The sequence below is a fragment of the Actinophytocola sediminis genome (assembly GCF_054779715.1).
The window spans coordinates 75,957-95,997 of the sequence record NZ_BAAGXS010000021.1 but is presented as its reverse complement, the minus strand read 5'-3'; the positions used below and the strand labels follow the sequence as shown (position 1 = coordinate 95,997).

The following is a 20,041-nucleotide window of genomic DNA, read 5'->3' as shown; positions in this document are numbered from 1 at the left end:
GCCCAGTGTAGTGATTACACCGTGTGTTCGGCTGCAACCAGTTCGAGTTCGAGCCCCGCGTCGTTCTCCAGGTACGTCGCGTAGTGCTCGGGACCGCCGGCGTAGGGGTGCCGATCGGCGAACATCAGCCGCCAACCGTGATCGGGCGCGGCGGTGGTGATGCGGTCCAGCTCTGCTCTGGTACGCACGTGCAGGGCGAGGTGGTTCAACCCGGGCCGCAACCGGTCGTACCCGTCGTTTGCTCGATCGGGTGAATCCTCGACGACGATGTAGGACGTGCCAAGCCGCCAGCTCACGCCCTGCGCCCAGCGTTGGTACTCGCGCCAGCCGAGTTCACCGAGCAGCCAGCCAAGGGACTTCTCGACGCCGGGGAGGTCGGCCAGCCACAGCTCGACGTGATGCACGCCGCCGGGTGGCCGTTGGCTCATCATCACCCGGTGCGGAGCGCCGTAGTGCTCACCGTCACCGAGGTCGACGAACCCCAGCCGCCTGGTGAACCGATGTGCGCGGGCGTTGTCGTGGTGCACCAGCGCGAGCACGACCGGGGCACCGAGCATGTCGTGCGCGTGCCCGACGATCGCCCGCGCCGCCTCCTCGGCCAGGCCGCTGCCCCAGTGTTCGCGGGCCAGGTACCAGCCGGCTTCGAGCACGCCGCCGGCGAACTCGGTCGACGTGCGCACGTGACCAAGGCCGACCGGCCGGCCGGCCAGCTCGAAGACCCAGTCGCCGGTGCCCCGCGCACCGCGGTAGGCAAGCCTGCGCTCGACGAGCGCGGCGACCTGGTCTGGCCGGGTGAGGTCGTCGCCGTGGTAGCGGCCGACCTCGGGATCGGCGAACAGCCCGGTCAGCGCGGCGGTGTCCTCGGCGCGGATCGGCCGCAGGGTGAGCCGGGGCGTGCGCAGGGTGTCCGGGGTGGTCATGCGTTGGTCGCGAGCCAGCGCAGCGCCAACGGGTAGCCGTCGACGCCGAGGCCGACGATCACCCCGCTCGCGACGGCCGAGATGACGCTGTGCTGCCGGAACTCCTCGCGCCGGTACACGTTGGTGATGTGCACCTCGACCAGCGGCGCGGTGAGCTGGGCACAGGCGTCCCGGACGGCGATCGAGTAGTGCGTCCAGGCACCGGCGTTGAGCACGACCGGGGTCGAGTCCGTCGCCGCCTCGTGCAACCAGCCGAGCATCTCGCCCTCGTGGTCGGTCTGGCGGACCTCGACGTCGAGGTCGAGGTCGCGGCCCGCCTTCTCGCACAGGCTGACGAGGTCGGCGTGGGTGGTCGCGCCGTACAGGTGGGGCTCACGCGTGCCCAACCGGCCGAGGTTGGGTCCGTTGAGCACCAACACCTTCATCTGGTTCCGCCTTCCTCGTGGCACCGTCGGTCGCCGTCCACCGTAGTCGCGCGCGGCACGCGGCCCGCCGGTACCGTCGTGGACCGCGCCGCCCCCTGGTCAGTCCTCTGTGGACACCGCACGGTACGCGGCCGCCAGCAGCTCGGGGTCGGGATCCTCGAGCCGTCCTGGCCGCGCGAGCCCGTCGAGCACCACGAACCGCAGCACGCCGGCCCGGGTCTTCTTGTCCCCGAGCATGCCCGCCACCAACTCCGGCAACGCCCCGGCGGCGTACCCGGTCGGCAGGCCGATCGAGGCCAGCACCGCGCGATGCCGGTCGGCGGTGTCCGCGTCGAGCCGCCCGGCCGCGCGAGCCAACTCGGCCGCGAACACCAGTCCGACGCTCACCGCGGCGCCGTGCCGCCAGCGGTAGCCCTCCCGGCGCTCGATCGCGTGACCGAGGGTGTGGCCGTAGTTGAGGATCTCGCGCAGGTTCGACTCCCGCAGGTCCGCGGCCACCACGTCGGCCTTGACCTGGATCTTGCGCCGAACCAGCTCGGCCAGCACGTCCCCGTCCGGGTCGAGCGCGGCGGTCGGGTCCGCCTCGACCAGGTCGAGGATCACCGGGTCGGCGATGAACCCGCCCTTGATCACCTCGGCCATGCCCGCCGCGAGGTCCGCGCGCGGCAGCGTGCGCAGCGAGTCCAGGTCGGCCAGCACCGCGCTCGGCTCGTGGAACGACCCGACGAGGTTCTTCCCGGCGTCGATGTTGATGCCGGTCTTCCCCCCGACCGCCGCGTCCACCATCCCGAGCAGGGTGGTCGGCACGTTGACCAGCCGCACCCCCCGCATCCAGGTGGCCGCGACGAACCCGCCGAGGTCGGTCACCGCCCCGCCACCGAACGCGACGACGACCCCACCACGGTCCATGCCCATCGCGGCGAGCGCGTCCCAGCAGCCGCCGGCCACCGCGAGCGTCTTGCCAGCCTCGGCGTCCGGGACCGCGACCGGGTGCGCGTCGACCCCGGCGGCGCGCATCCGCCGCAGCATCGACTCCGTCTCGGCCAGCAGCGTCGGCGGATGCACCACGGCCACCTTCGGCGCCGCGGCGACGGCCTCGATGAGCGCATCGCCCAGCCCACGCCCCACCGTGACCTCATAGGGCCGCCCGGTCGCCACCCGGATCCGCACCGGCCGAGCACCATCCAGTGGGCGCCGCTCACGGTCGCCAGGTGACCTCGATTCGCTCGCAGGCTCGATCATGCGGTGAGCATGTCACCGTGCGGTCAGTCCTCCCACACCACCTCCGGCTCTCCCTCATGTCCACGTACCTCGGCCACGACCTCGCCCTGTCGGGTCACCGCCGCCCGCTGGTCGACCGTCAGCTTCCGGTGCGCGGTCACCGAAAGCCGCAATGTCCTGCCGGCCAGCCGCGCCCGCCAGACACCCACGATGTCGCCGGCCACCACGACGACCCCGGGACTGCCGACCGACCGCCAGACCGTCCTGGCCGCGGCCCTGTCCGGCACCAGGAGCGACCGGTTGCCGAGCACGAACGCGTCCCGCGCCGGCAACAACAACACGGGCGGCGGGTCCGGGACCTTGGACCCCGCCGCGACGGTCTCGGCGTGGGCGAGCAACGTCGCCGGGACACCGGCCACCCGCACCTCCACCGACTCCTCACCCAACTCGTCGAGGATCGGCTTCAGCCAGGTCGGCGGCGTGGTGACCGATCGGGTGGCCAGCCACGCCACCAGGTCACCCGGCGTCGCCGGACCGGCCAGGCGCAGGTAGGTCCGCAGCAGGCCGAGCAGCGCCGAGTCGTCGTCGGCGACCTCCGGAGCGGGCCCCAGCCGGAACCGCTGGCGCCGGCCGTCGTGCGGCACCAGCTCGATGCCGGCGAACAGCGTGCCCAGCCGGAACAACCCCTCGGCCACGTGCGCGACCCCGCAGCCGGCGCACCACGGCCGCGCGATCTCGGGTAATCGCGGGGTGACCGCGGCGGACAGCTCGCCCTTGCCGGCCGTCTCGCCGGGGAAGACCGCCCGCAGCCGCTCCGCCACGGTCGCGAGCAGCGCGGGCCCGTCGACACCGGACGCGACCAACTCGTCGCCGTACCCACCGAGGTGGATCCGGAGCATCTCGTTGTCCAGCGGCCGCAACGCGGCCCGCAGTAACGGCAGGTCGCCGCGCCGGTGCAGGTGCGGCGAGCCACGGACGGTCAGCGCGACCACCAGCTCGGGACGGTCCAGCCCGCCGTCCCCGGTGCGCTGGCGCAGGCCGAGCGCCGCCGACCCGGCCGGCGTGTCCTGCAGGCCGAGGGTCAGCACGTCCAACGCGTCGACCGAGGCACCACCGTGCAGGCCGTGTGCGGCCACCCGGTGGGCCACCACGGCGCGTCGATCCAGCTCAACTGCCATGGTCACAGGTGTACCCAACGGCACCGACAATTTCTGAACGTGCAGGTCAGCCCGTTGTGGAGGGCAAGGTTGCCAGCACGTCGGCCAGCACCTCGGCCGGCTCCCGGCCACTGGTCGGCACGGTCGCGGCGGCCACCTGGGTGTAGACCGGCCGGCGCGCGTTGAGCAGCTCCCGCAAGTGCGCGCGCGGGTTGGGCATCAGCCACGGATGCAGCGGCAACAGCCCCTCGCGGCGCAGCAGATGCTCGAGCTCGACGTCCAGGAACACCACGTGGAACGGCTCGAGCAACTCCGCCACGCCGGGCGCGGTCGGCGTGCCCCCACCCAGCGCCAGCACGCCGGCGAACGTGGGCAACAGCCCCGACAGCAGCTCCCGCTCGGATTCCTGGAACTTCTCCCGTCCCAGCCGCACGACCAGCTCACCGGCCGGCAGTCCGTGCCGGGCCTCGACGTCGTCGTCGAAGTCCCGGAACGCGACCCCGAGGCGGTCGGCGACCAGCCTGCCGACGGTGCTCTTCCCGGAGCCGGGCGGGCCGACCAGGATCAGTACCGGACCGGGTGCGCTCACCGGGTTCACCACCGCTCCCGCAACGCCTCGAGGTACGCGTCCGCGTTGCGCCTGGTCTCGGTCAACGAGTCACCGCCGAACTTCTCCAATGCCGCCTCGGCCAGTACGAGGCCGACCACCGACTCCAGCACCACCCCGGCCCTGGGCACCGCACACACGTCCGAACGCTGGTGAATCGCCACGGCCGGCTCACCGGTCCGAACGTCCACAGTGGACAACGCGCGGGGCACCGTGGAGATCGGTTTCATCGCCACCCGCACCCGCAACGGCTCGCCGTTGGTGATGCCGCCCTCCAGCCCACCCGCCCGGTTGGACCGCCTACTGACCCCGCTGACCCCGTCGGCGCGATCGATCTCGTCGTGCGCCTGACTGCCCCATCGGCGCGCGGTGGTGAACCCGTCGCCGACCTCCACGCCCTTCATCGCCTGCACCCCCATCAGCGCGCCGGCGAGTCGGGCGTCGAGCCGACGGTCCCAGTGCACGTGGGAGCCAAGACCCGGCGGCAGGCCGTAGGCGAGCACCTCGATCACTCCGCCGACCGTGTCACCGGCCTCCTTGACGGCCTCGACCTCGGCGACCATCGCCTCGGTCCCCGCCGGATCGAACGCCCGCACCGGACTCTCGTCGATCATCGCCAGGTCGCCCGGCCGCGGCGGTGGGCCGTCGGGGGCCTGCGCACCGCCGATCGACACCACGTGGCTGATCACCTCGACGTCGATGAGCTGGCGCAGGAAGGCACGAGCGACCGTGCCGAGCGCGGTCCTGGCCGCGGTCTCCCGCGCGCTCGCGCGCTCCAGCACCGGCCGGGCGTCGTCGAAACCGTACTTCTGCATGCCGGGCAGGTCGGCGTGTCCCGGCCGGGGGCGGGTCAGCGGCTCGTTGCGCGCGAGGCTGGCCAGCTCGTCCTCGTCGACGGGGTCGGCCGCCATCACCTTCGCCCACTTCGGCCACTCGGCGTTGTCGATCCGCACCGCGATCGGGCCGCCCTGGGTGCGGCCGTGCCGCACACCGCCGAGGAACTCCACGGCGTCGGTCTCGAAGCCCATCCGCGGACTGCGACCGAACCCGAGACGGCGGCGGGCGAGTTGCTCGCCCAACGCGGTGGTGGTGACCTCCACCCCGGCCACCATGCCTTCCAGGACGGCGACGAGGGCCGGCCCGTGCGATTCCCCAGCGGTAATCCAACGCAGCACCCGTTGATCCTGCCATTGCCCAATGCACCGCCTCCCACCAGGTACTTGGGCGACGAACCCGAGCGAATGGTCCATTCGCTCGGGTTCGTCCTTGCCAGCCGGCGGCGGCCAGGTGGACCGTGGAGGCATGTTCCCGTCACCACCCGGCACCCCGCTGCTCACCACCTCAGTGCTGGCCACCGCCGGCGTCCTCGCCGGCCTCACCGGTCGCCACCTGCTCGCCGTGTTGCGCCGGGGCGCCGTTGTCCACAGTGGATTGTTGGCGGTCTCGGTCGCCGTCTTGTGGGCGATCCTCGGCTGGCGGGTGTCCACGGGCCTGTTGCCGGCCTGGTGGTTACCGGTGCCGTTGGTGCTGACGTGGTTCGCCGTGCTGCTCACCGCGACCGACCTGTGTCATCGTCGGCTGCCGGACGCGTTGACGCTGCCGGCCTATCCAGTGCTCGGGGCGGCCACGGTGCTCGCCGCGGCCGTCGGAGGCGGCTGGCAGCTCACCGCGGGCGCGTTGGCGGGTGCGGTGGTGTTCGGCATGGTGCACGCGATGATCCATCTGGGCAGTCCACGATCACTCGGCGCGGGCGACGTGAAGTTGTCCGGGAGCGTCGGTGGGGTGCTGGGCGCGGTTGGCTGGCCGGCGATGGTGCTCGCCACGGCGCTCGCGGCCGTGGTGACGCTGGCGCTTCGGGTCATCGCCCCGCGCCGTTGGCACGACGGCGTCCCCCACGGCCCCGGACTGCTGGTGGCCACCAGCCTGCTCGCCCTGTTCCCCGGCACCGCGCTGGAGGCCCGATGAACACCGTCAGCCCAGGGCCCTGGCCAGGATCTCCTCGACGATCTCGGTCTTGGCGTCCGCGTAGTCCTGGACGTACTTCCACTCCTTGGACGCGAGCTCGCGTTTGGTCGCGGCGTAGCGGTCCCGGTCATCGTCGTGGGCGCGCAGCCAGTCCCGGAAGCCAAGGATGCGGGCGATCTCCGCCTCGGCCAGGAGCGGGGAGAGCACGTGCAGGTTGATGTTGTGCGGGTCGCCGTGCGCCACCCGGCGGTAGAACACGCGGTGTTCCAGCCACTCGGGTTCCCGGATACGCAGGACGAATCCGGCGCGTTCGAGGTCCGGGACATAGGTCGACTCGTCGGCACTGTCGGCGATCTGGAGGAGGATGTCGATGATCGGTTTCGCCGGCAGACCGGGGACCGAGGTCGAGCCGGTGTGGTCGATGGCGAGGGCGCGCTCGCCCAGTGCGGCGGCGATCGTCGCCCGGTCGTGGGCGAACAGCGCTGGCCAACGCGGGTCGTAGTCCTCGACCACGACCGCCGTCCCGTACGGGGTCAGTTCGCCGATCGTGACCGCTCGCAGGTGGTCGTCGCGCTCGTCCACGGCGTCGTCCATGGTCGTCATGCTAGAGCGGTAGCGGGAGGATCCCGCCGGTGGCCGCACGCAACGCGTCCCGCATCTGGACGCGTGGTGCCGGCTGCCCGGTGAACTGCTCAACCTGACCGAAAGCCTGGTGCAGCAACATGTCCAGGCCGGTCGCCAGCCCGCCGCCCCGGGTGGCGACCGCTTCGGCCAGTGCTGTCGGCCACGGGTGGTAGATCACGTCGAGCACGTGGGGCGCACCAGCCAGGTCCGCCACGCACGACTCGATCGCCGCGGCCGGAGCGGTGTTGACGAGGACGTCCGCGCCGCTCGCGAGCGCGCCGAGGTCGGTATCGGCCCACCGGGTCACCTCGGCGGCCATCCCGAGTTTCGCGGCACACCGGACGACGGGTTCGGCCCTGGCCGGTTCGCGGGCCACCACGTGAACCGTCTGGATGCCGAGGTCGGCGAGTCCGGCAACGGCGGCACAGGCAGTGCCGCCCGCACCGAGCACGACACCGAAGGAGGAGGTGGGAGATGACGTCGTGAAGCCGGCCGCGCGGCGGAGGGCGCCGGTGACACCGTCCACGTCGGTGCAGTCGGCATGCCAGCCCGTGCCGGTCCGCACCAGGGTGTTGGCCGCGCCGACGGCCACCGCGCGCGCGGTGGCCGAGCCGGCGATGGCCAGTGCCGCCTGCTTGCCCGGCATGGTGACGGACAACCCGACCCAGGTGTCGTCGAGGGAGTCGACGAGCGCGGACAGGGCCTCGGCGTCGGCCTCGAGACGCTCGTAGGTCCAGCCCGTCAGGCCGAGCGCCCGGTAAGCGGCGTCATGGAGCACGGGCGACAGCGAGTGCGCCACCGGCGATCCGACCACGGCGGCACGGCGTACGCCCCGAGCACCGCTGTCGGGTGGATCAGTAGGCGCCACGGGCATCGGCGTCTCGTCGGTTCTGCCTGTGCTCTTCGTCGGTAACCGCGAAACAGGACGCGCCATCGGTCTGGCACCGCACGAAGAACAGCCACTCGCCGTTCTCCGGCGCCACCGCCGCCTTGACCGCCCCCTCGCTCGGCGCGGAGATCGGGGTCGGGGGGAGTCCGGTGTTGTCGTAGGTGTTGTACGGCCCGGCCTTCTCGCGATCCGACTCGTCCGTCCGGATCGTCGGGCGGTGGAGGACGTAGTTGATCGTCGAGTCGTACTGCAGGCGCATGCCCTCGCTCAGCCGGTTGTAGGTCACCCGGGAGACCTTGGAGAAGTCCTTCTCGATCGCCTCGCGCTCGATCAGCGAGGCCATCGTCAACACCTGATAGGGGGTGAAACCTGTCTCAGCGGCGACGTTCGGTAGGCCGACGGCCTGCATCCGGGTGGCGGAGTCGGTCACGAGCAGCTTCCACAGCTCGTCGGCGTTCGCGCCGGGGCGTACGTCGTACACGCCTGGCATGATCAGGCCCTCGAGGCGGCGTTGCGGCTCGGCGCGGCTGGCCGGGCCGGTGGCCCAGTCCGGCACGCCGAGCTTGGCCAGGTCGCCCTTCTCCACGCTGGCCCGCAGCTGCTCCGGTTTCACACAGGTGCTCTCGCCGTTCAGCTCGGCGCAGGAGGCCGCGGCGAGCTCGGAGACGATGCCGGGGTTCACCGAACCGTCGGTCTTGGTGATGTCCTGGAGTTGGCTGCCTGGAGTGATCTGCAGGTTGCCGACCCGCGCCTCCGGGGTGACGATCTGGACGACCGCCGCCTCGCCGGACGACTTCGTCTTCATCACGTAGTAGCCGGGCTGTACGGCGCGGACCCGGTCGTCGGTCTCGGCGGCCACAACGAACGCGCTGGAGCTGGCCACGACTTCGGCATCGACGAGGGCGGCGGCGATGTCACCGGTGGAGTCGCCGACCTCCACCCGGATGACGACGTCGCTCTCGCCCTTGCCGGCGTAGTCGTCGTAGCTGCCGATGTCCACGATCTGCCGGATGCCGTAGTACCCGCCGGCGGCGATCAGCACGAGGACCACGCCCATCCCGACCCAGAGGGCCGTGCGGCGCTTCTTGCGCTTCTTGGTCGGTCGGCGGACCGGCTGTCTGCGGTCGGTGTTGGGATCGAACAGGTCGAGGTCGTCGTTGCTCATTGGCGTGCCTCCGGAGGCAGGTGCCGTGCCCGCCCGTCCAGCCAGGCCTGCAAGATCTCGACGGCCGCCGCCTGGTCGACAACCGCCCGCTGTCGCTTCCCGCGAACCCCGCGATCGCTGAGCATCTTGGTAGCGCTAACCGTTGTGAGCCGCTCGTCTGCCAACCGGACGGGTACCGGACGTACCCGCCTGGCCAGCTTCTTAGCGTAGGACACCGCTCCGGCAGCCGCCTTGCCATGGCGAGCCGCAAGCGTCCTCGGTAAACCGACCACCACTTCGACCACCTCGTGCTCGACGACGAGATCGGCCAGCTGATCGAGATCCGTGCCGGCGCGCTCGTCGCGGGACAGCGTAACGAGTGGTGTCGCGAGAACCGGAGCGGGATCACTCAGCGCGACCCCGACGCGCACGGAGCCGACGTCGACACCGAGCCTGCGGCCGGGTCCCGGATCGTGGGAACCTGGCCGGTCAGGCTCGGTCACCTGACGACCCCCGCCTCGGCACGCCCCCGCATCGCACCTCGACCAAACGTGACAGTTGTCACGGTCCTGGGCACCGTCCGCGACGCCGCCCAGGACCGGTCGACAACAACAACGGCTCGGCTCACACCACGCCTTCCGCCAGCGCGCGGCGAAGCGCGACGACCGCGTCGGGAATCCCGGCCGCGTTCGTGCCGCCGCCCTGCGCGAGATCCGGCTTGCCGCCGCCGCGACCGCCGACCGCCGTGGCGAACGACGGGACCAGCTTCCCGGCCGCCAACCCCTGGTCACGACCGGCCGCCGTGGTGGCGACCACGAAGTTGACCTTGCCGCCGTCCGCGGAGAACAGCGCGACCACACCCGGCCGCGCGCCAAGGCGGTTGCGTACCTCGGCGGCCAGCGAGCGGAGGTCGTTGCCGCCGATGCCGTCGGGCACCGCCGCGGCCACCAGCGCGACACCGGAGATGTCCTCCGCCTGGTCGGCCACCGTGCCGGCCGAGGACAGCAACTGCGCCCCGCGCAGCTTCTCGAGTTCCTTCTCCGCCGCGCGCAGCCGCTCCACGGTCTGGCCGATGCGCTCGGGCAACTCCTCCGGGCGCACCTTGAACTGCTCGGCCAACTGCCCGACCAGCACGTGCTCGCGCGCCAGGAACCGGAACGCGTCCAACCCGACCAGCGCCTCGACCCGGCGCACTCCGGCGCCGATCGACGCCTCGGACAACAGCTTCACGACACCGATCTCACCGGACCGATGCACATGCGTGCCACCGCACAACTCTTTCGAGTAATCCCCGATCGTGATCACCCGGACCTTCTCGCCGTACTTCTCACCGAAGAACGCGATCGCCCCGGACTTGCGCGCCTCGTCGAGTGTGGTGACCTCCGCCAGCACGTCGTAGTCGTTGAGCAGCACGTCGTTGACCTCGTCCTCGACGTCGGCCAGCACGCTCGCCGGCACCGCGCCACCCGGTGAGGTGAAGTCGAACCGCAGCCGGCCCGGCGCGTTCAGCGAGCCCGCCTGCGCGGCCTGCGTGCCCAGCGCCCGCCGCACCCCGGCGTGCACGAGGTGGGTCGCGGAATGCGACCGGGACACCGCGCGCCGGCGGCTCGGGTCGACCTCGGCACTGACCGTCGCGTCGAGCAGGACCTCGCCGGAGAGCACCTTGCCCCGATGCACGTTCAGCCCGGCGACCGGCGACTGCACGTCGTGCACCTCGACCTCGAACCCGTCGCCGACGATGCGACCGGTGTCCGCGAGCTGACCGCCGCCCTCCGCGTAGAACGGCGTCCGGTCCAGCACGACCTCGACCTCCGCGCCCGCGCCGACCGACACCGCCGACGCACCGCCGGCGAGCAGGCCGACGACCGTGGCCTCCGTGGTCAGATCGCGGTAGCCGAGGAAGTCGCTCACCCCGTGCTTGTCCAGGATCGACCGGTAGGCGCCACCGTCACCGTGACCGACCTTGCGGGACGCCGCGTCCACCTTGGACCGCTGGCGCTGCTCGGTCATCAGCCGCCGGAAGCCGTCCTCGTCGACCCGCAGCCCCTGCTCGGCCGCCATCTCCAGCGTCAGGTCGATCGGGAAGCCGTAGGTGTCGTGCAGCTGGAACGCCTTGTCCCCGGCCAACACCGCGCCGCCGGCCTGCTTGGTCTCCGCCGCCGCCACGTCGAAGATCCGCGAGCCGCTGGTGAGCGTCGCCAGGAACGCCTCCTCCTCGGCCCGCACCACCGACTCGATCCTGGCGAAGTCGCTGACCAGGTCCGGGTAGGCCCGGCCCATCGTGTCGCGCACGACCGCCGCGAACTCCGGCAGCACCGGCTCCTGCACACCCAGCAGCCGCACCGAGCGCACGATCCGGCGCAGCAGCCGGCGCAGCACGTACCCGCGCGCCTCGTTGCTCGGCGTCACGCCGTCGCCGATCAGCATGACCCCGCTGCGCGCGTGGTCGGCGATCACCCGGAACCGCACGTCGTCGACCTGGTCGGTGCCGTAGCGGCGCCCGGACATCTCCTCCGCCCTGGAGATCACCGGCCGCACCAGATCGGTCTCGTAGACGTTGTGCACGTCCTGCAGCAGGAACGCCACCCGCTCGATGCCCAGGCCGGTGTCGATGTTCTTCGCCGGCAGCGTGCCGATCGGCGGGTGGTCCTCCTTCGGGGACAGCTCGCCGCGCTCGTCCTGCATGAAGACCAGGTTCCAGATCTCCAGGTACCGGTCCTCGTCGGCGATCGGCCCGCCCTCGCGGCCGAAGTCGGGACCCCGGTCGAAGTAGATCTCCGAGCACGGGCCACCGGGGCCGGGCACGCCCATGTCCCAGTAGTTGTCCTTGCCGCCCCGGCGCTGGATCCGCTCGTCGGGCAGGCCGGCGATCTTGCGCCACAGCTCGATGGCCTCGTCGTCGGTCTTGTAGACCGTCACCCAGATCCTGGCCGGGTCGAAGCCGTAGCCGCCATCGGCCTGGCTGCCGGTGATGAGCTGCCACGCGTGCTCGATCGCGCCGGCCTTGAAGTAGTCGCCGAAGGAGAAGTTCCCGGCCATCTGGAAGAACGTGTTGTGCCGGGTCGTCCGGCCGACCTCGTCGATGTCGCCGGTGCGCACGCACTTCTGCACGCTGGTCGCGCGCGGGTACGGCGGCGGTTCCTCACCGAGGAAGTACGGCTTGAACTGCACCATCCCCGCGTTGACGAACAACAGGTTGGGGTCGTCGAGGATGAGCGAGGCACTCGGCACCGCCGTGTGCCCGGCGTTCTTGAAGTGCTCGAGGAAGCGCTGACTGATCTCGTGTGTCTGCACGGTTGGTCCTAAGAAGTGGAAGCGACGGAGGTCCGGTCACGGCGGACAGCAACGCGCCACCCAGGCGCGGGTCAGCTGCCCGCCCGGCGAGCTCGCGCGTCAGCCGCGCCGCGGTACCGCGCCGGAGAGGTGTCCGAGCGCGACTCGTCCCGCGCGGGCAGCGCGTGCCGGGCCCGGGACCTGATCCCCGACCGCTCCTCGACCACGTCCGACAACTCCCCTTCTCGTTCCACCATCCCGGCCCGGACATCGGCCCCGAACGAGCCGATCGCCCCGGCCAGCTCGCGCATGGCGTCCCCGACATTGCCGGCGATGCCGGCGGGGGTGGCCGCACGAGCGGTTTCCTTGGCCTTCTTGGACAACGCTACGCCGGTGGCGACACCGACTCCAAGCCAGAAAAGGCGCCTCACTTACGGCCTCCCCGCCTGCGCCCGCGCCGCGCGTGCTTGCCTTCGACGGAGTCCTTGGACCTGCGCCGTGCCTTGAGCGCCTTGTTCACCCCGTAGGAGAACGCGGCCGCCTTCACCAGCGGGCCACCCAGGGTCGCGGTGAACACCGAGGTCAGCGCGGAGACGTTGCCGGTGACGGCCTGGGTGTTCGCGGTGATGCCGTCGACCCGCTCGAGCTGGGCGTTGACGTGGGTCAAGGCCGTGTTGGCCTCGTCGAACAGCGGATCGGTGTTCGTGTGGGCCTTGCGGATCGCGATCGTGGCCTCGTCGAGCGTGCGCCCGAGTTTGATCAACGGGATCGCCAACAGCAGAACGAGCAGTACGAACGCGCCGGCCGCGATCAGCGCGGCGACCTGCCCTGCTGACACGAGCCCTCCTAGGGTGCCAAACGTCGTGGAATTGCGCGTCAGGTTACCGCGCGGCTACGACACGGGCCTTCCCGGATCACCGGGTGCGCGCGGACTGTCGATCATGAGCACTCACCGTCCGCCACGGATGGCTCGGCGCAGCTTGGGCAGCCGTTCGGCCAGTGCCCGCTCGGCGCCGCGCTGGGTCGGCTCGTAGTAGTCGCGCCCGACCAGTTCGTCCGGCGGGTACTGCTGGGCCAGCACGCCCTCCGCGACATCGTGCGGGTAGCGGTAGCCGGCGGCGTTGCCCAGCTTCTTCGCGCCGGCGTAGTGGCCGTCGCGCAAGTGGGCGGGCACCGTGCCGGCGGCCCCGCCACGCACGTCGGCCATCGCCTGCGAGATCGCCGTGGTGACCGCGTTGGACTTCGGTGCGGTGGCCAGGTGGACCGTGGCGTGGGCCAGGTTGAGCGCGCACTCCGGCAGGCCGATCAGCGCCACGGCCTGCGCCGCGGCGGTGGCGGTCTGCAGTGCGGTCGGGTCGGCCATGCCGACGTCCTCGCTCGCGTGGATGACCAGCCTGCGCGCGATGAACCTCGGGTCCTCCCCCGCCTCGATCATCCTGGCCAGGTAGTGCAGCGCGGCGTCCACGTCGGAGCCGCGGATCGACTTGATGAACGCGCTGGTGACGTCGTAGTGCTGGTCGCCCTGACGGTCGTAGCGCACCGCCGCCTTGTCGACGGTCGACTCCACGGTGGCCAGGTCGATCAGGCCGTCCGTGGTGGCCAGCGCGGAGTCGGCGGCGGCCTCGAGCGCGGTGAGCGCCCGGCGGGCGTCGCCGCCGGCGAGGCGGACGACGTGGTCCTCGGCGTCGGGGGCCAACGTGACCGCGCCGGCCAGGCCGCGCTCGTCCGCGATCGCGCGCCGCACCAGCGCCCGGACGTCGTCGTCGGTCAGCGAGCGCAGTTGCAGCACCAGTGACCGGGACAGCAGCGGGGACACCACGGAGAAGAACGGGTTCTCCGTGGTCGCCGCCACCAGCAGCACGATCCGGTCCTCGACCGCGCCGAGCAGGGCGTCCTGCTGGGTGCGGGAGAACCGGTGGACCTCGTCGATGAACAGCACCGTGGACTCGCCGGAGTGCGTCAGCCGCCGCCTGGCCTCCTCGATGACGCCGCGGACCTCCTTGACCCCGGCCGACAGCGCAGACAGCGCGACGAACCGGCGGCCGATGGCGCTGGACACGAGCATCGCGAGGGTCGTCTTGCCGGTGCCGGGCGGGCCGTAGAGCAGCAGCGAGGCCGGCGCCGCGCCCTCGACCAGCCTGCGCAGCGGGGCGCCTCGGCCGAGCAGGTGGTCCTGGCCGATGACCTCGTCGAGGGTCGCCGGCCGCATGCGCACCGCCAGCGGCGCGTTCGCGGCGATCCGCGCGCTGCCCCCCGGATGCGACTGCTCCTGGGGGTTGTCGAACAGTTGGAGGTCGGGCCCGTCGTCCACGGGTTCGACGCTACCCGGCGGCCCCGACAACCCTCGGGCGCGGAGGCCGCCGGATCGGCGTGCTCGCTCCCGCTACGCTGCCGCCGTGCAGCGAACGACCCGGATCCCCGAGGACCGCACCCTGGTGGTACGCCCGGAGCGGCGCGCGGCGATCCGCGGGCAGTTACCGACACTGGTGATGTTCGCGGTGACCACGGTGATCGCCGTACTCGGCATGGTCGCCACCGGCACCGCGTTCGGCGTGTGGGGCGTGATCGGCGCGCTCTGCCTGCTCGGCTGTGTGCTCGAGGTGCTCGGCCTGCGGTCGGAGATCGCGTTCGGGCCCGCGCTCGCGGCCGACGACACGCATGTCTGGGTGCGCACCGGTGGTTTCCTGCGGCCGGCGTCGGTGCGGCTGGACTGGTCGGAGATCAAGGGCATCGCGCTGACCACCTGGCACGGCCGGCGCAAGTCGACCGCCCGCTATCTGACCTTCGACCTTCCCGAGCAGGTCCGCACCGAGCTCGCCGGCTCGCTGGACGGCGCGCAGGACCGCCGGATGCGGCGGCTGGCCATCACCTTCGGCTCGCCGATCGCGATCTCCGAGCAGTACAAGGACATCACGCTCGACGAGACGGTGCGTGACCTGCGCGCGCTCGCCGGAGACGGCGTGCGGTTCACCAAGAACTGAGGCGGCTAGACCCAGTCGAGGATGCCGTCGTCGCGAGCCGTCGCCCGGACGCCAGCGATCTCCGTGCCGTGCTCCAGCGCGTCGGCGATCTCCGTGAGCATGGTGGCGACATCGGGCCATTTCGGCTCCAACGACGCGCCCTCGGTCTCGATCCAGTCCATGACGCAGCCGCGCTCCGCGCCGGGACGTAAGTCGACGAACAGGCAGTCGCCACCGCTGTCGTGGGCGATGGGCACCCACATCGGCAGCCAGTTCCAGCTGGGGGTGCCCGCGGGTTCGGCCGACAGCTCGGACAGGTCCGCGTCGTCCAGGCCCCCGATGTCCAGCATCATCGCGCGGCACTCGACGGCCTCGGCGATCGAGTACGGGGCGTGTCCGAGCAGCAGGCGACCGGCGATGAAGTTGGTCGTCCCGCACGAGCGACGCCACCACGCGACCAGCTCATCGGGCAGCGGCTCGTCGACCAGGGTCGCGACGGGCGGGATCTCGTCCCGGCGCGCCGGGATGCCGAGATGCTCGTCGCTGGTGGGGGCGTTGGTCCGCAACCAGGCCTCGATCCGGTCCCAGCTGCCGTCGACGTCGTGGGGCATCGCGACATCATGCCAACCGGTGGTGCGCCGGTTTCGCTGGGTCAGTCAGCGAAAGGCGGGGTAGAGCGGCAACGGCTGGTCGTTGTCGTAGCGCCGCCGCAGGGCCTCGTGCACCCTGGTCGCGTGTTCGGCGACCGGATCGACCCCGGCCGCGACGGCCGCGTCGACGAGCCTGCGCCAGCGGTCGGTGAGCACCTGGCTCTCCCTCGGCGTGTGCGCGAGGTTCGTCGAGTGGGTCTGGGCCGCCTCCGGGCTGGTGAAGTACTGCCAGGTGGTCAGCCACACCCAGAACAGCTGGGCGTCCAGCAGACGCGGGACGAGCACGGAGTCCTCGTCGAGGTCCGGCCACACCACCCGCACCTCGGCGCGCCAACCGGCCAGCATCGCGTCGGTCATCCCGGCCGGCAACGCGAACGGGCACCAGCACGACGGGAACGGCACCCGCAGGTACGCCGCGTCGAAGATCGCGTTGCGCACGCAGCCGCCCTCGAAGTCGAGGAACCGCACGCCCTTGGTGGTGATCAGGTTGTTGTCCGGACAGGAGTCCGACGGGCTGAACGCCCGGTGCCGCCCGTTGTCCAGCAGCAGGCGACTGCGTTCGGCGCATTCGAGGGTGGCCGAGGAGATCGGCAGCCCGATCTCGTCGGCGAGCAGGCCCGGCAGCTCGGCCAGCGCGGTGGCGCCGTCGACGGCCAGCGGGTCCTTGAGGTCGGGCGGGGTCAGCCTGCGCTGCAGCGCGTCGAAGTCCGCCTCCCGGCCGGCGGTGGTGGCGTGCAGCCGGCCGAGTGAGCGCGCGTAGGACAGCAGCGCGCGCTCGGCGGCCCGCGCGTCGTTGCCGAGCAGCTTGTCGGCCAGGGTGGGCGCGCCACCGAGATCCTCGAGGACGACCAGCCTGCTGTCCGCGCCGTGCGCGAACAGCTCGGGGCACATCCGGTCCTCGGAGGCCAGCGCGGTGAACAGCTGGTAGCTGGCCGCCTCACGGGTGAAGCTGTCGCAGTGGTTCTCGAGCGGCTCGACGTACCGTTTCAGCACCATCGTGCGGGGCAACGAAAACGGGCTTGTCGAGACCCGGACCCGCACCACCACCGATCGCTCACTGCCACCGAGGTCCTCCGCCTCGGTCAACTTGATCTTCGCGCCGAACCGGCGGCTGAGCACAGACTCCGCCGCGACCACGGTCGCCAACACTTCTGGATCCGCTTCGCCACCGATTGCCGGTGGGTCCGCGGCGGTTTCCACACTCATCTCCTCAGACCCTACTCCCGCTCCTGGCACCGACCGTAGTCATGTCCATCGATCAAGTAGCCAGCATTCCGGGGACAAATAACGGAAACGGGTTCATCTCGAGTACGTTGCGGCTGGTTGGCCAGGCTCTGGTCACCCGGTCGGGAGCGGCCGGCCCGCGTCCCGCGACGTCCAGGTCGCCCGGCGCACCAGCAGCACCACCGCGGCGGCGACCACGATGCCGATCAGGTTCACCCCGAGCTGTCTGGTGGACTCGAAGAACCGGGACCACTCGCCGAGAATGGCCGCGACGCTCGCGTAGCCCGCGGCGGGCACGGTGGTGACCGAGATGAACACGCCGACCAGCGCGGCCGACTTGGCCGAGGTCATCGCCAGCATCCCGGCCGCCCCGGCGAGCACCGCGACGATCAGCGACCACGGGCCGACCTCGTAGACGAAGTCCACATCGTGCTCGCCGGTCAACGCGCTCGCGTCGAACAGCCCGGCCGCGCTGCCGACGAACGTGCCCAACGCGGTGATCGCCATGGCGACCGGGAAGCCGATCGCGAGCGCGATCGACGCCCGGCGGACCAGGTCCCAGCGCCCGCGCACGATCCCGACCGCGAGCGCGGCGAGCGGCCCGAACTCCGGGCCGAGAACCATCGCCCCGACGATCGTGACCGGTGAGTTGATGATCACACCCACGGCCGAGAGCAGACAGGCGATCGACAGGAACGCGACGTAGACGCCGTTGAGCCGGGACTCCTCCCCCGTGCGGGCGAGCAGTTCCTCCCACACCACCGCGTCGGCCGCGTCGCCGGGCGCGTTGCTCTCGGCCCGGTCGGCCGCGTCGGACAGGGCGGTGTCGATCTGCTCCAGGGTGATGCCGCCGGTGTGGTCCAGGCCGAGCGCGCACAGCGAGCTGAGCACCTCGTCGGCGGCCTCGCGGGCGATGTCGGCCTCGATCAGGTCGCCCGGCGGCGCGACCGCGGCACCGCGCAGCACGATCAGATGCGCGGTGCCCGGGTGCGCGGTCAGTCGTTCGAGGACGTCGTCGGTCTGCGCCGGCGGGCTGATCACCCGGAGGTGCAGCACGTGTCTAGCCCTTGGCCGGGGCCGGTTTCGCGTCCACGCCGGCCTCCTTGCGCTGCTCCGGCGTGATCGGGGCCGGGGCACTGGTCAGCGGGTCGTAGCCGCCGCCGGTCTTGGGGAAGGCGATGACCTCGCGCAGGGACGGCTCGTCGGCCAGCAGCATGACGATGCGGTCCCAGCCGAACGCGATGCCGCCGTGCGGGGGCGGGCCGAACTTGAACGCCTCGAGCAGGAAGCCGAACTTCTCCTCGGCGTCCTGCGCGGCGATGCCCATCACCTCGAAGATCCGCTTCTGCACGTCGGCCTGGTGGATACGGATGGACCCGCCGCCGATCTCGTTGCCGTTGCAGACGATGTCGTAGGCGTAGGCCAGCGCGTTGGCCGGATCCTGTTCGAAGCCGTCGATCCAGTCGGCGTTCGGCGAGGTGAACGCGTGGTGCACGGCCGTCCACCGACCGCCGCCGACCGCGACGTCGCCCGCGCTGCGGGCCGCCTCCGCCTCCTCGAACAGCGGGGCGTCGACCACCCAGACGAACGACCAGGCCGACTCGTCGATCAGACCCAGCCGCTTGCCGATCTCCAGCCGGGCCGCGCCGAGCAGCGCACGGGCGTCCGACGGCGTGCCGGCGGCGAAGAACACGCAGTCGCCAGGCTGGGCGCCGGTCACCTTGGCCAGGCCATCGCGCTCGGTGTCGGACAGGTTCTTGGCGACCGGGCCGCCGAGGGTGCCGTCCGCGCCGACCAGGACGTAGGCCAGGCCCTTGGCGCCGCGCTGCTTGGCCCACTCCTGCCAGGCGTCGAGCTGGCGGCGGGGCTGGTCGGCGCCGCCGGGCATGACGACCGAGCCGACGTAGGGCGCCTGGAACACCCGGAACGGCGTGTCGGCGAAGTAGTCGGTCAGCTCGGTGAGCTCGAGGTCGAAGCGCAGGTCCGGCTTGTCGGTGCCGTAGCGGGACATGGCGTCGGCGTAGGTCATCCGCCTGATCGGCAGCGGGATCTCGTGGTCGGCGAGGTCGCGCCACAGCGCGGCGACGATCCGCTCGCCGAGCGCGATCACGTCGTCCTGCTCGACGAAGCTCATCTCGATGTCGAGCTGGGTGAACTCGGGCTGGCGGTCGGCGCGGAAGTCCTCGTCGCGGTAGCAGCGGGCGATCTGGTAGTACCGCTCGAGACCGCCGACCATGAGTAGCTGCTTGAACAGCTGGGGGGACTGCGGCAGCGCGTACCAGGAGCCCGGCCGCAGCCGGGCGGGGACGAGGAAGTCGCGGGCGCCCTCGGGGGTGGAGCGGGTCAGCGTCGGGGTCTCGACCTCGACGAAGTCGTCGTCGTGCAGCACCTGACGGGCGATGCGGTTGGCCTCGCTGCGCATCCGCATGGCGCGGGCGGGGCCGGCGCGGCGCAGGTCCAGGTAGCGGTAGCGCAGCCGGACCTCCTCGCCGACGGTCAGGTGCTCGTCGAGCTGGAAGGGCAGCGCGGCGGCCTCGCTGAGCACCTCGAGTTCGGTGACCAGCACCTCGACGTCACCGGTGGCGATCTCCGGGTTCTCGTTGCCCGCCGGCCGGCGGGACACCTCACCGACGACCCTGATGCAGAACTCGGAACGCAGCTGGTGGGCGCGCTCGGCCATCTCCCCTTCGCGGAAGACGACCTGGGCGACCCCGGAGGCGTCACGAAGGTCGACGAAGATGACCCCACCGTGATCACGCCTGCGGGCGACCCAACCGCTCAAGGTGACGGTCTGACCAGCGCTTTCGGCGCGAAGCGTGCCAGCCTCGTGCGTGCGGATCACGGCGTGCTCTCTCCTGTCGGGTTTTCGTGGGAACGAGAGCAGGCTAGCCAACGCCACGGCGGTTCCGCCCAGCAGGTTTGCGGGTTTACCATCACCCTACGCAGCAAGGTGATCACTCGCGGATTTAACGTGACGGCTAC

At 71.5% G+C, this 20,041-nt stretch carries 20 protein-coding genes; 2 read left to right on the top strand and 18 right to left on the bottom strand.

Annotated features, from left to right (window positions below):
* Nucleotides 1-14: 14 nt before the first annotated feature.
* From ACYVIP_RS14350 to aroC, 6 genes are all read right to left on the bottom strand, one after another.
* Complete coding sequence (locus ACYVIP_RS14350) at nt 15-920, bottom strand: GNAT family N-acetyltransferase (protein WP_460396198.1); 906 nt, start codon at nt 918-920, stop codon at nt 15-17.
* Nucleotides 917-1,345, bottom strand: a complete 429-nt coding sequence (gene aroQ, locus ACYVIP_RS14345; RefSeq protein WP_460396196.1) for a type II 3-dehydroquinate dehydratase — start codon at nt 1,343-1,345, stop codon at nt 917-919. The genes ACYVIP_RS14350 and aroQ overlap by 4 nt, the downstream gene beginning before the upstream one ends.
* 99 nt (nt 1,346-1,444) lie before the next feature.
* Nucleotides 1,445-2,515 carry a 3-dehydroquinate synthase gene (gene aroB / locus ACYVIP_RS14340; protein WP_460396194.1) on the bottom strand — a complete coding sequence of 357 codons (1,071 nt, stop codon included), beginning with the start codon at nt 2,513-2,515 and terminating at the stop codon, nt 1,445-1,447.
* 95 nt (nt 2,516-2,610) lie between these two features.
* A complete protein-coding gene (locus ACYVIP_RS14335) occupies nt 2,611-3,744 on the bottom strand; it encodes a DNA glycosylase AlkZ-like family protein (protein ID WP_460396192.1) in 1,134 nt (377 codons plus the stop codon).
* Between the two features lie 46 nt (nt 3,745-3,790).
* Nucleotides 3,791-4,312, bottom strand: a complete 522-nt coding sequence (locus tag ACYVIP_RS14330; RefSeq protein WP_460396190.1) for a shikimate kinase — start codon at nt 4,310-4,312, stop codon at nt 3,791-3,793.
* A gap of 5 nt (nt 4,313-4,317) precedes the next feature.
* A complete protein-coding gene (aroC, locus tag ACYVIP_RS14325) occupies nt 4,318-5,505 on the bottom strand; it encodes a chorismate synthase (RefSeq protein WP_460396188.1) in 1,188 nt (395 codons plus the stop codon).
* Between the two features lie 127 nt (nt 5,506-5,632).
* Between aroC and ACYVIP_RS14320 the strand changes: the two genes are divergently transcribed.
* Nucleotides 5,633-6,295 (top strand): prepilin peptidase, encoded by a 663-nt coding sequence (locus ACYVIP_RS14320; RefSeq protein WP_460396186.1) that lies wholly within the window; start codon nt 5,633-5,635, stop codon nt 6,293-6,295.
* Nucleotides 6,296-6,301: 6 nt separating this feature from the next.
* Here ACYVIP_RS14320 and ACYVIP_RS14315 read toward each other — a convergent pair whose 3' ends face one another.
* The 8 genes from ACYVIP_RS14315 to ACYVIP_RS14280 form a co-directional block, all read right to left on the bottom strand.
* Nucleotides 6,302-6,889 carry a GrpB family protein gene (locus tag ACYVIP_RS14315; RefSeq protein ID WP_460396184.1) on the bottom strand — a complete coding sequence of 196 codons (588 nt, stop codon included), beginning with the start codon at nt 6,887-6,889 and terminating at the stop codon, nt 6,302-6,304.
* 10 nt (nt 6,890-6,899) lie between these two features.
* On the bottom strand, nt 6,900-7,793 hold the full coding sequence (locus tag ACYVIP_RS14310) for a shikimate dehydrogenase (RefSeq protein ID WP_460396182.1): 894 nt from the start codon (nt 7,791-7,793) through the stop codon (nt 6,900-6,902).
* Entirely contained in the window at nt 7,774-8,973 is a 1,200-nt protein-coding gene (mltG, locus tag ACYVIP_RS14305) for an endolytic transglycosylase MltG (RefSeq protein WP_460396180.1), read from the bottom strand. The genes ACYVIP_RS14310 and mltG overlap by 20 nt, the downstream gene beginning before the upstream one ends.
* Nucleotides 8,970-9,455 (bottom strand): Holliday junction resolvase RuvX, encoded by a 486-nt coding sequence (ruvX, locus tag ACYVIP_RS14300; protein WP_460396178.1) that lies wholly within the window; start codon nt 9,453-9,455, stop codon nt 8,970-8,972. Before ruvX ends, mltG begins: the two co-directional genes overlap by 4 nt.
* Nucleotides 9,456-9,576: 121 nt before the next feature.
* Entirely contained in the window at nt 9,577-12,246 is a 2,670-nt protein-coding gene (alaS, locus tag ACYVIP_RS14295) for an alanine--tRNA ligase (protein WP_460396176.1), read from the bottom strand.
* 71 nt (nt 12,247-12,317) lie between these two features.
* Nucleotides 12,318-12,656 (bottom strand): hypothetical protein, encoded by a 339-nt coding sequence (locus ACYVIP_RS14290; RefSeq protein ID WP_460396174.1) that lies wholly within the window; start codon nt 12,654-12,656, stop codon nt 12,318-12,320.
* The gene (locus ACYVIP_RS14285) at nt 12,653-13,063 is read right to left on the bottom strand and encodes a DUF948 domain-containing protein (protein ID WP_460396172.1); all 411 of its coding nucleotides are present in this window, start codon (nt 13,061-13,063) and stop codon (nt 12,653-12,655) included. The genes ACYVIP_RS14290 and ACYVIP_RS14285 overlap by 4 nt, the downstream gene beginning before the upstream one ends.
* A gap of 111 nt (nt 13,064-13,174) precedes the next feature.
* The gene (locus ACYVIP_RS14280; RefSeq protein WP_460396388.1) at nt 13,175-14,512 is read right to left on the bottom strand and encodes a replication-associated recombination protein A; all 1,338 of its coding nucleotides are present in this window, start codon (nt 14,510-14,512) and stop codon (nt 13,175-13,177) included.
* A gap of 109 nt (nt 14,513-14,621) precedes the next feature.
* On the opposite strand from ACYVIP_RS14280, the gene ACYVIP_RS14275 reads away from it, so the two are divergent.
* Nucleotides 14,622-15,206 carry a hypothetical protein gene (locus tag ACYVIP_RS14275; RefSeq protein ID WP_460396170.1) on the top strand — a complete coding sequence of 195 codons (585 nt, stop codon included), beginning with the start codon at nt 14,622-14,624 and terminating at the stop codon, nt 15,204-15,206.
* Between the two features lie 5 nt (nt 15,207-15,211).
* On the opposite strand, the gene ACYVIP_RS14270 is transcribed toward ACYVIP_RS14275, so the two are convergent.
* The 4 genes from ACYVIP_RS14270 to aspS form a co-directional block, all read right to left on the bottom strand.
* Nucleotides 15,212-15,796, bottom strand: a complete 585-nt coding sequence (locus ACYVIP_RS14270; RefSeq protein WP_460396167.1) for an SMI1/KNR4 family protein — start codon at nt 15,794-15,796, stop codon at nt 15,212-15,214.
* A gap of 45 nt (nt 15,797-15,841) precedes the next feature.
* Nucleotides 15,842-17,041 carry a hypothetical protein gene (locus tag ACYVIP_RS14265; protein ID WP_460396165.1) on the bottom strand — a complete coding sequence of 400 codons (1,200 nt, stop codon included), beginning with the start codon at nt 17,039-17,041 and terminating at the stop codon, nt 15,842-15,844.
* 132 nt (nt 17,042-17,173) lie between these two features.
* On the bottom strand, nt 17,174-18,115 hold the full coding sequence (locus ACYVIP_RS14260) for a DUF389 domain-containing protein (RefSeq protein ID WP_460396154.1): 942 nt from the start codon (nt 18,113-18,115) through the stop codon (nt 17,174-17,176).
* Between the two features lie 4 nt (nt 18,116-18,119).
* Nucleotides 18,120-19,901, bottom strand: coding sequence for an aspartate--tRNA ligase (aspS, locus tag ACYVIP_RS14255; RefSeq protein ID WP_460396152.1), 1,782 nt, complete (start codon nt 19,899-19,901; stop codon nt 18,120-18,122).
* Between the last annotated feature and the right edge of the window lie 140 nt (nt 19,902-20,041).

Bases quoted from the DNA above. Each gene is read 5' to 3' on its own strand.
- ACYVIP_RS14350 (WP_460396198.1), bottom strand. From the start codon at position 920: ATGACCACCCCGGACACCCTGCGCACGCCCCGGCTCACCCTGCGGCCG.
- aroQ (WP_460396196.1), bottom strand. From the start codon at position 1,345: ATGAAGGTGTTGGTGCTCAACGGACCCAACCTCGGCCGGTTGGGCACG.
- ACYVIP_RS14335 (WP_460396192.1), bottom strand. From the start codon at position 3,744: ATGGCAGTTGAGCTGGATCGACGCGCCGTGGTGGCCCACCGGGTGGCC.
- ACYVIP_RS14320 (WP_460396186.1), top strand. From the start codon at position 5,633: ATGTTCCCGTCACCACCCGGCACCCCGCTGCTCACCACCTCAGTGCTG.
- ACYVIP_RS14315 (WP_460396184.1), bottom strand. From the start codon at position 6,889: ATGGACGACGCCGTGGACGAGCGCGACGACCACCTGCGAGCGGTCACG.
- ACYVIP_RS14310 (WP_460396182.1), bottom strand. From the start codon at position 7,793: ATGCCCGTGGCGCCTACTGATCCACCCGACAGCGGTGCTCGGGGCGTA.
- mltG (WP_460396180.1), bottom strand. From the start codon at position 8,973: ATGAGCAACGACGACCTCGACCTGTTCGATCCCAACACCGACCGCAGA.
- ACYVIP_RS14270 (WP_460396167.1), bottom strand. From the start codon at position 15,796: ATGCCCCACGACGTCGACGGCAGCTGGGACCGGATCGAGGCCTGGTTG.
- ACYVIP_RS14265 (WP_460396165.1), bottom strand. From the start codon at position 17,041: ATGAGTGTGGAAACCGCCGCGGACCCACCGGCAATCGGTGGCGAAGCG.